The sequence below is a fragment of the Streptomyces fradiae ATCC 10745 = DSM 40063 genome (genome assembly GCF_008704425.1).
Taxonomy (GTDB): Bacteria; Actinomycetota; Actinomycetes; order Streptomycetales; family Streptomycetaceae; genus Streptomyces; species Streptomyces fradiae.
Window position 1 is genome coordinate 4,073,593 of the sequence record NZ_CP023696.1, and the last position, 9,350, is coordinate 4,082,942.

13 protein-coding genes are annotated in these 9,350 nt (G+C 69.5%); all 13 read left to right on the forward strand.

Going from position 1 to position 9,350, the window contains the following annotated elements; all coding sequences use genetic code 11:
• The first annotated feature begins 14 nt into the window (after positions 1 to 14).
• The 13 genes from rplF (at position 15) to CP974_RS18355 (ending at position 9,276) form a co-directional block, all read left to right on the forward strand.
• On the forward strand, positions 15 to 554 hold the full coding sequence (gene rplF, locus CP974_RS18290; RefSeq protein WP_010473939.1) for a 50S ribosomal protein L6: 540 nt from the start codon (positions 15 to 17) through the stop codon (positions 552 to 554).
• Between the two features lie 3 nt (positions 555 to 557).
• The gene (gene rplR, locus CP974_RS18295; RefSeq protein WP_010473938.1) at positions 558 to 941 is read left to right on the forward strand and encodes a 50S ribosomal protein L18; all 384 of its coding nucleotides are present in this window, start codon (positions 558 to 560) and stop codon (positions 939 to 941) included.
• Positions 942 to 982: 41 nt separating this feature from the next.
• Positions 983 to 1,588, forward strand: coding sequence for a 30S ribosomal protein S5 (gene rpsE, locus CP974_RS18300; protein ID WP_005313527.1), 606 nt, complete (start codon positions 983 to 985; stop codon positions 1,586 to 1,588).
• Positions 1,588 to 1,770, forward strand: coding sequence for a 50S ribosomal protein L30 (rpmD, locus tag CP974_RS18305; RefSeq protein WP_010473936.1), 183 nt, complete (start codon positions 1,588 to 1,590; stop codon positions 1,768 to 1,770). Before rpsE ends, rpmD begins: the two co-directional genes overlap by 1 nt.
• 2 nt (positions 1,771 to 1,772) lie before the next feature.
• A complete protein-coding gene (gene rplO, locus CP974_RS18310; protein ID WP_031129702.1) occupies positions 1,773 to 2,228 on the forward strand; it encodes a 50S ribosomal protein L15 in 456 nt (151 codons plus the stop codon).
• A 484-nt stretch (positions 2,229 to 2,712) separates the two neighbouring features.
• Positions 2,713 to 4,032 carry a preprotein translocase subunit SecY gene (secY, locus tag CP974_RS18315; protein ID WP_031129700.1) on the forward strand — a complete coding sequence of 440 codons (1,320 nt, stop codon included), beginning with the start codon at positions 2,713 to 2,715 and terminating at the stop codon, positions 4,030 to 4,032.
• Positions 4,032 to 4,691, forward strand: coding sequence for an adenylate kinase (locus CP974_RS18320; RefSeq protein ID WP_031129699.1), 660 nt, complete (start codon positions 4,032 to 4,034; stop codon positions 4,689 to 4,691). The genes secY and CP974_RS18320 overlap by 1 nt, the downstream gene beginning before the upstream one ends.
• 173 nt (positions 4,692 to 4,864) lie before the next feature.
• A complete protein-coding gene (gene map, locus CP974_RS18325) occupies positions 4,865 to 5,701 on the forward strand; it encodes a type I methionyl aminopeptidase (RefSeq protein WP_031129698.1) in 837 nt (278 codons plus the stop codon).
• Between the two features lie 987 nt (positions 5,702 to 6,688).
• Positions 6,689 to 6,910 carry a translation initiation factor IF-1 gene (gene infA, locus CP974_RS18335; protein ID WP_003956442.1) on the forward strand — a complete coding sequence of 74 codons (222 nt, stop codon included), beginning with the start codon at positions 6,689 to 6,691 and terminating at the stop codon, positions 6,908 to 6,910.
• A gap of 58 nt (positions 6,911 to 6,968) precedes the next feature.
• Positions 6,969 to 7,082 carry a 50S ribosomal protein L36 gene (gene rpmJ, locus CP974_RS18340; RefSeq protein WP_003956441.1) on the forward strand — a complete coding sequence of 38 codons (114 nt, stop codon included), beginning with the start codon at positions 6,969 to 6,971 and terminating at the stop codon, positions 7,080 to 7,082.
• A gap of 190 nt (positions 7,083 to 7,272) precedes the next feature.
• On the forward strand, positions 7,273 to 7,653 hold the full coding sequence (gene rpsM, locus CP974_RS18345; protein WP_031129697.1) for a 30S ribosomal protein S13: 381 nt from the start codon (positions 7,273 to 7,275) through the stop codon (positions 7,651 to 7,653).
• Between the two features lie 66 nt (positions 7,654 to 7,719).
• Complete coding sequence (gene rpsK, locus CP974_RS18350) at positions 7,720 to 8,124, forward strand: 30S ribosomal protein S11 (RefSeq protein ID WP_003948617.1); 405 nt, start codon at positions 7,720 to 7,722, stop codon at positions 8,122 to 8,124.
• A gap of 129 nt (positions 8,125 to 8,253) precedes the next feature.
• Positions 8,254 to 9,276, forward strand: coding sequence for a DNA-directed RNA polymerase subunit alpha (locus tag CP974_RS18355; RefSeq protein ID WP_023587013.1), 1,023 nt, complete (start codon positions 8,254 to 8,256; stop codon positions 9,274 to 9,276).
• Positions 9,277 to 9,350 lie beyond the last annotated feature (74 nt).

Sequence of the window (9,350 nt, forward strand, 5' to 3'; positions counted from 1 at the left end):
CGGAGGAAAAGCCAATGTCGCGTATCGGCAAGCTCCCCATCACGGTTCCCGCCGGCGTGGACGTCACCATCGATGGCCGTACGGTCGAGGTGAAGGGCCCCAAGGGCACCCTGACCCACACCGTCGCCGCGCCGATCGAGATCGTCAAGGGTGAGGACGGCGTCCTGAACGTCACCCGCCCGAACGACGAGCGTCAGAACAAGGCCCTGCACGGCCTGTCCCGCACGCTGGTGGCCAACATGATCACCGGTGTGACCCAGGGGTACACCAAGGCGCTCGAGATCAGCGGTGTCGGTTACCGCGTCGCCGCGAAGGGCTCCAACCTGGAGTTCCAGCTCGGCTACAGCCACCCGATCCTCGTCGAGGCGCCCGAGGGCATCTCGTTCAAGGTCGAGTCGCCGACCAAGTTCTCGGTCGAGGGCATCGACAAGCAGAAGGTCGGCGAGGTCGCCGCGAACATCCGCAAGCTGCGCAAGCCCGACCCGTACAAGGCCAAGGGCGTGAAGTACGCGGGCGAGGTCATCCGCCGCAAGGTCGGAAAGGCTGGTAAGTAAGCCATGGCATACGGCGTGAAGATTGCCAAGGGCAAGGCCTACAAGGGCGCTGCTCTGAAGCGTCGCCACATCCGCATCCGGAAGAAGGTCTCGGGTACCGCTGAGCGTCCGCGCCTGGTCGTCACCCGGTCCAACCGTGGGATCACCGCCCAGGTCATCGACGACATCGCGGGTCACACCGTGGCGTCGGCGTCGACCCTGGACGCGTCCATCCGCGGCGGCGAGGGCGACAAGTCGGCCAAGGCCCAGCAGGTCGGCAAGCTCGTCGCCGAGCGCGCCAAGGCCGCCGGTGTCGAGGCTGTCGTGTTCGACCGTGGCGGCAACAGGTACGCGGGGCGCATCGCCGCCCTGGCGGACGCCGCCCGCGAAGCCGGCCTGAAGTTCTGAGCCGGTTCCGTAGCTAGCGGAAACAGAGAGAGGTAATTCCAATGGCTGGACCCCAGCGCCGCGGAAGCGGTGCCGGTGGCGGCGAGCGGCGGGACCGGAAGGGCCGTGACGGCGGCGCTGCTGCCGCCGAGAAGACCGCGTACGTTGAGCGCGTCGTCGCGATCAACCGCGTCGCCAAGGTTGTGAAGGGTGGTCGTCGCTTCAGCTTCACCGCGCTGGTCGTGGTGGGCGACGGTGACGGCACCGTGGGCGTCGGTTACGGCAAGGCCAAGGAGGTGCCGGCCGCCATCGCCAAGGGCGTTGAGGAGGCCAAGAAGCACTTCTTCAAGGTCCCCCGTATCCAGGGCACCATCCCGCACCCGATCCAGGGCGAGAAGGCCGCGGGCGTCGTCCTGCTCAAGCCGGCTTCCCCCGGTACCGGTGTGATCGCCGGTGGCCCGGTGCGCGCCGTGCTCGAGTGCGCCGGCGTGCACGACATCCTGTCGAAGTCGCTCGGCTCCGACAACGCGATCAACATCGTGCACGCGACCGTGGCGGCCCTCAAGGGCCTGCAGCGTCCCGAGGAGATCGCGGCCCGCCGCGGTCTGCCGCTCGAGGACGTCGCCCCCGCGGCCCTGCTGCGTGCGCGTGCGGGGGCGGGTGCGTAATGGCTCGCCTCAAGATCACGCAGACGAAGTCGTACATCGGCAGCAAGCAGAACCACCGCGACACCCTGCGCTCCCTTGGCCTCAAGGGCATCAACACGCAGGTCGTCAAGGAGGACCGCCCCGAGTTCCGCGGCATGGTGCACACCGTCCGCCACCTCGTGACGGTCGAGGAGGTCGACTGATCATGGCGGAGAACAACCCGCTCAAGATCCACAACCTCCGTCCCGCCCCGGGCGCCAAGACCGCCAAGACCCGTGTCGGTCGTGGTGAGGCGTCGAAGGGTAAGACGGCCGGTCGTGGTACCAAGGGCACGAAGGCCCGCTACCAGGTTCCGGAGCGCTTCGAGGGCGGCCAGATGCCGCTGCACATGCGCCTCCCGAAGCTGAAGGGCTTCAAGAACCCGTTCAAGACCGAGTACCAGGTCGTGAACCTGGACAAGCTCGCCTCCCTCTACCCCGAGGGTGGCGAGGTGACGGTCGCCGACCTGGTCGCCAAGGGCGCGGTTCGCAAGAACCAGCTCGTCAAGGTGCTGGGTCAGGGCGAGGTCTCCGTGGCGCTGCAGGTGACGGTCGACGCCGTCTCCGGCTCCGCCAAGGAGAAGATCACCGCTGCGGGCGGCTCGGTCACCGAGCTCGTCTGAGCCCCGGCAAAGGCCCGGTAGGACGCCGCGAGGCGCCTTACCGGGCCTTTCCCTTGCCGCCGGACCTCCGCCCCCGCCCTCGGCCCGTCTCGGCCCCGCGTACCCGCCGGGCCGCTGCGGGGCGGGGTGGGCGGGTGCCGTACCATACGCGGCCCGCTCGGCCCCCGTACCCCCCTGAGCCGCTGGTCCAGGCCACTGGCGGCGGCCCGGCGCGGGGTGGACCACTCGGCCCCGCGGGGGCCCCGCCGCAGGCCGGGCGGGGTCCCGCCTGGGGGTGAATGTGGGGGTGGGGCCCGGCGCCCGGGCCTTCGGGTTCGGGCCGTGGGGCGCCGCACATGTTTCCCGTGTGCCGCATGGCCGGGTAGGGTGGCGCCATTAATCTTCGGGCGGCACTGTGCCAGCACAGTGCCGCCTTGCCAAGTAACCGATGTTTCTTCAAACCCGTCGCCTCTGACGCGCTAGCTCGGGGGTCGCAGGAGGCACCGTGCTCACCGCGTTCGCCCGGGCGTTCAAGACGCCCGACCTGCGTAAGAAGCTGCTCTTCACGTTCGGCATCATCGTGCTCTACCGGCTCGGTGCGCACATCCCCGTGCCCGGTGTGGACTACGGGAACGTCCAGCAATGTGTCAACCAGGCCAAGCAGGGCAACAACAACCTGCTCGGGCTGATGGACATGTTCAGCGGTGGTGCCCTGCTGCAGATCACGATCTTCGCGCTCGGCATCATGCCGTACATCACGGCGAGCATCATCCTTCAGCTGCTGACCGTGGTCATCCCGCGCCTCGAGGCCCTGAAGAAGGAGGGCCAGTCCGGGCAGGCGAAGATCACGCAGTACACGCGCTACCTGACCGTCGCCCTGGCCATCCTCCAGGGCACCGGTCTGGTCGCCACCGCCAAGAGCGGTGCGCTGTTCTCCGGATGCAGCGTCGCCAACCAGATCGTCCCCGACCAGTCGATCTTCACCATCATCGTCATGGTGATCACCATGACCGCCGGCACGGCCCTCGTCATGTGGCTCGGCGAGCTGATCACCGACCGCGGCGTCGGCAACGGCATGTCGATCCTGATGTTCATCTCGATCGCCGCCGGCTTCCCCGGCTCGCTGTGGGCCATCAAGGAGAGCGGCAAGCTCGCCAAGGGCTGGATCGAGTTCGGCACGGTCATCCTGATCGGCTTCGTGATGGTCGCCCTGGTGGTCTTCGTCGAGCAGGCCCAGCGCCGCATTCCGGTCCAGTACGCGAAGCGCATGATCGGCCGCCGGTCGTACGGCGGCACGTCGACGTACATCCCGCTCAAGGTGAACCAGGCGGGTGTGATTCCTGTCATCTTCGCCTCGTCGCTGCTCTACATCCCGATTCTGATCGTCCAGTTCGCGGGCACCAGCACGTCGGGGTGGTCTGCGTGGATTCAGCAGCATTTGGTGGACGGCAAGCCCATCCACACGGTGATCTACTTCTTCCTGATCGTGTTCTTCGCCTTCTTCTACGTCGCCATCTCCTTCAACCCCGAGGAAGTGGCCGACAACATGAAGAAGTATGGTGGCTTCATCCCGGGTATCCGGGCCGGTCGACCTACTGCTGAATACCTGAGCTACGTGCTCAACCGGATCACTTGGCCCGGCTCGCTGTATCTGGGCCTGATCGCTCTTGTGCCGACGATGGCGTTGGCGGGCTTCGGCGGTGCGAACGCCAACTTCCCGTTCGGCGGGACGAGCATCCTGATCATCGTGGGTGTGGGGCTGGAGACCGTGAAGCAGATCGAGAGCCAGCTCCAGCAGCGCAACTACGAAGGGTTCCTCCGCTGATGCGAATCGTCCTCGTCGGACCGCCTGGTGCGGGCAAGGGAACGCAGGCCGCGTTCCTCGCCGGGAATCTGTCGGTTCCGCACATCTCCACGGGCGACCTGTTCCGGGCCAACATCAGTCAGGGCACGGAGCTGGGCAAGCAGGCCAAGGCGTACATGGACGCCGGCAACCTGGTGCCCGACGAGGTCACGATCGGGATGGCCAAGGACCGCATGGAGCAGCCGGACGCCGAGCACGGCTTCCTGCTGGACGGCTTCCCGCGCAACGTCGCCCAGGCCAAGGCGCTGGACGCGATGCTGCAGTCGGCCGACATGAAGCTGGACGCCGTCCTGGACCTGGAGGTCCCGGAGGACGAGGTCGTCAAGCGGATCGCCGGCCGCCGCATCTGCCGCAACGACAGCGCGCACGTCTTCCACGTGACGTACTCCGCGCCGAAGCAGGAAGGCGTCTGCGACGTCTGCGGCGGCGAGCTGTACCAGCGCGACGACGACTCCGAGGAGACCGTCCGCACGCGGCTGGAGGTCTACCACACGCAGACCGAGCCGATCATCGACCACTACCGGGCCCAGGGCCTCGTGGTCACGATCTCCGCGCTCGGCAAGGTCGACGAGGTGACCGAGCGGGCCATGGCCGCGCTCCGCGGCGAGAACGCCGCGTAGGTCCCTGCCCGACCTGCCGCACGGCCCCACGTACGTCCCGCGCTTCGGCCGCGGCGCCCGGTCCCGGGCGCCGCGGCCGAAGCCGTTGCACGGGCCCGCCCGTATCGTGGTACGGGGGCCCGCCCACCCACCGTCATCCACCGTCGAGTAGTCCGAGAGAGGCGTTTGCCGTCATGGTGCAGATCAAGACCCCGGAGCAGATCGCGAAGATGCGCGAGGCGGGGCTGGTCGTCGCGGCCATCCACGCGGCGACGCGCGAGGCGGCCGTGCCCGGCGCCACCACCAGGGACCTGGACGAGGCGGCCCGCAAGGTCCTCGCCGAGCACGGCGCGAAGTCGAACTTCCTCGGGTACGGCGGCTTCCCCGCCACGATCTGCACCTCGGTCAACGAGGTCGTCGTCCACGGCATCCCCAGCGACGAGGTCGTCCTCAAGGACGGCGACATCATCTCCATCGACGCGGGCGCCATCGTCGACGGCTGGCACGGCGACGCCGCGTACACCGCGTTCGTCGGCTCCGGGCACGCGCCCGAGCTGCTGGAGCTGTCGCGGGTGACCGAGGCGTCCATGTGGGCCGGGATCGCCGCCATGAAGAACGGCAACCGGCTCGTGGACATCTCCCGCGCCATCGAGACGTACATCCGCCGCCAGCCCAAGCCCGGCGGCGGCAAGTACGGGATCATCGAGGACTACGGCGGCCACGGCATCGGCAGCGAGATGCACATGGAGCCGCACCTGCTGAACTACGTGGCCCGCAAGCGCGGCAAGGGCCCCAAGCTGGTGCCCGGCTTCTGCCTGGCGATCGAGCCCATGGTCTCCCTCGGCACGCCGCGCACGGAGGTCCTGGAGGACGAGTGGACCGTCATCACGACGGACGGCACCTGGTCCTCCCACTGGGAGCACTCCGTCGCCCTGACGGAGGACGGCCCGCTCGTGCTGACCGCGCCCGACGGAGGCAAGGCCCGGCTCGCGGAGCTGGGCGTCACCGCGGCCCCGGACCCGCTGGGCTGACCGCCCGCCGCACCTGACCCGCCGGGGCCCCGCCGGGGTGCCCTCGGCCGTGCCCGTCCCGCCGTGGTGTCCCGCCGGGGTGGCCCCGCTGTGCCGGTCCCGCCGGGGTCACCCCCGGATGCGTCTGTCCCGCCGGGGTGCCATCCGGACGTGTCCGTCCCGCCGGGGTGCCCCCGCTGTGCCGGTCCCGCCGGGGTCACCCCCGGATGCGTCCGTCCCGCCGGGGTGCCCCCGCTGTGCCGGTCCCGCCGGGGTCACCCCCGGATGCGTCTGTCCCGCCGGGGTGCCATCCGGACGTGTCCGTCCCGCCGGGGTGCCCCCGCTGTGCCGGTCCCGCCGGGGTCACCCCCGGATGCGTCTGTCCCGCCGGGGTGCCATCCGGACGTGTCCGTCCCGCCGGGGTGCCCCCGCTGTGCCGGTCCCGCCGGGGTCACCCCCGGATGCCTGTCCCGCCGGGTGCCATCCGGACGTGCCCGTCCCGCCAGGGTGCCCCGCGCTGTGCCGGACTCGCCGCGCGTGTCCCGCCGGGGTGCCCCCGCCGAGCCGGCACGGGCGGGTCGGGGCCTCCGCGGGCGCGTCTGCGGGACGCCCCCGCCCTCGCCCCGCCGGACGCCCCCGGCCCGGCAACGGCGCTCGGCCCGGTACCGGCCCCCGGCCCGGCACCGCCCACCGGTACCGGCCGCCGGCGCCGGGAGGGGGCTCGGCCCCGGACCCGGCGGCGACCCCGCGCGCCCCTTCCGGCGGCGGCCCGGCGGCCTCTCCGGTGGTCGCCCCGGCACCTTCCGCGGCGCCCTCGGGCCAGGGCCGCCCCGACGGCCCCCGGCCCCGCCCGCACCCCGCCGGCTTAGTGATCTCGGGGAGTGGGCAGGCTGGAGGATTCGTCTTTTCTCGACCCCTCGCGTAGACTGATGCGTCGGCTCTCGTGTACCAGCGTGCCCGCACGCGGCAGCGAAAGTCGATCAAGGTAGCCGATTCGAAGGGCGAAGCGTGGCCAAGAAGCAAGGTGCCATCGAGATTGAGGGCACCGTGATCGAGTCCCTGCCGAACGCCATGTTCAAGGTGGAGCTCCAGAACGGTCACAAGGTCCTCGCGCACATCAGCGGCAAGATGCGGATGCACTACATCCGTATCCTCCCGGATGACCGGGTCGTCGTGGAGCTCTCTCCCTACGACCTGACGCGTGGCCGGATCGTCTACCGCTACAAGTAGATCTTGTCCGCGCCCCGTCCGCGGGGTGCTGGCACTGACCCGGAGAACCTCACATCCCATGAAGGTCAAGCCGAGCGTCAAGAAGATCTGCGACAAGTGCAAGGTGATCCGCCGCCACGGCCGGGTCATGGTCATCTGCGACAACCTGCGCCACAAGCAGCGCCAGGGCTGAAGCACGCCGACCTACACCTACCTGCACCTCGCAGCTCACGCGCGACGCAAGTAACCCGTACATACGCAGTGCCCGCCGGGCCGTTCCGGCTGGCGACACCTCCGGCGGGGGCCGGGGACCTGGTCCGTACCTCGTACGGCGGCCGGGAGACGGCACTGCGGAAGACCCCCGATCACACAGGAGCCAGTGAATGGCACGCGTTTCCGGTGTCGACATCCCGCGCGACAAGCGCGTGGAGGTCGCACTCACCTACGTCTTCGGCATCGGCCGCACCCTGGCGCAGGAGACCCTCGCCGCCACCGGTGTGAACCCGAACACCCGCGTTCGTGACCTGTCCGAGGAGGACCTGGTCAAGATCCGCGAGTACGTGGACAACAACATCAAGACCGAGGGTGACCTCCGTCGCGAGATCCAGGCCGACATCCGCCGCAAGGTCGAGATCGGCACGTACCAGGGTCTGCGCCACCGCCGTGGCCTGCCGGTCCGCGGCCAGCGCACCAGCACGAACGCCCGTACCCGCAAGGGCCCGCGTCGCGCGATCGCCGGCAAGAAGAAGCCGGGCAAGAAGTAGTCCGCAGCGGACGATCTGTCCACGGTCTTCGCTGTAGGACCGACCACCTCCCGTAGGAGTTAAGAGATGCCCCCCAAGGGACGTCAGGGCGCTGCCAAGAAGGTGCGCCGCAAGGAAAAGAAGAACGTCGCTCACGGCCACGCGCACATCAAGAGCACGTTCAACAACACGATCGTGTCCATCACGGACCCGACCGGCAACGTGATCTCCTGGGCCTCCGCCGGCCACGTCGGCTTCAAGGGCTCGCGCAAGTCGACCCCGTTCGCCGCGCAGATGGCCGCCGAGTCGGCCGCCCGCCGCGCGCAGGAGCACGGCATGCGCAAGGTCGACGTCTTCGTCAAGGGCCCGGGCTCCGGTCGTGAGACCGCGATCCGCTCCCTGCAGGCGACCGGCCTCGAGGTCGGCTCCATCCAGGACGTCACGCCGACCCCGCACAACGGCTGCCGCCCGCCCAAGCGGAGGCGCGTCTGACCTCAGGTGCTGACGCATCTGCGGTCGATGTGAGTGACGGGCGGCAGGCCCCCAGGGGCGTGCCGCCCGTACCCTTGCACTAACCGAGGACGTCAAATAGCGGGCGTCCACGACTGAAGGAAAACCACCATGCTGATCGCTCAGCGTCCCTCGCTGACCGAAGAGGTCGTCGACGAGTACCGCTCGCGGTTCGTCATCGAGCCGCTGGAGCCGGGCTTCGGCTACACGCTCGGCAACAGCCTCCGCCGCACGCTCCTCTCCTCGATCCCGGGTGCGGCCGTCACGTCCATCCGCATCGACGGCGTCCTGCACGAGTTCACCACCGTGCCGGGTGTCAAGGAGGACGTCACCGACCTCATCCTCAACATCAAGCAGCTGGTCGTGTCCAGCGAGCACGACGAGCCCGTCGTGATGTACCTGCGCAAGCAGGGCCCGGGCCTCGTGACCGCCGCCGACATCGCCCCGCCGGCCGGTGTCGAGGTGCACAACCCCGACCTGGTCCTCGCCACGCTCAACGGCAAGGGCAAGCTGGAGATGGAGCTGACCGTCGAGCGCGGTCGCGGCTACGTCTCCGCCGTGCAGAACAAGCAGGCCGGCCAGGAGATCGGCCGCATCCCGGTCGACTCCATCTACTCGCCCGTCCTCAAGGTCACCTACAAGGTCGAGGCGACCCGAGTCGAGCAGCGCACCGACTTCGACAAGCTCATCGTCGACGTCGAGACCAAGCAGGCCATGCGCCCGCGCGACGCCATGGCGTCCGCCGGCAAGACCCTGGTCGAGCTGTTCGGTCTCGCCCGCGAGCTGAACATCGACGCCGAGGGCATCGACATGGGCCCGTCCCCCACGGACGCCGCCCTCGCCGCCGACCTGGCGCTGCCGATCGAGGAGCTGGAGCTCACGGTCCGCTCCTACAACTGCCTCAAGCGCGAGGGCATCCACTCCGTGGGTGAGCTCGTCGCCCGCTCCGAGGCGGACCTCCTCGACATCCGCAACTTCGGTGCGAAGTCGATCGACGAGGTCAAGGCGAAGCTGGCCGGCATGGGCCTGGCCCTCAAGGACAGCCCGCCCGGATTCGACCCGACCGCCGCCGCCGACGCCTTCGGCGCCGACGACGACGCGGACGCCGGCTTCGTCGAGACCGAGCAGTACTGAGCCGCACGGCTCGGGTGACAACTGCCCGCAGGCGTCCGCCTGCGGGGCCCTGACCCCGGTACCTGACACGGCCG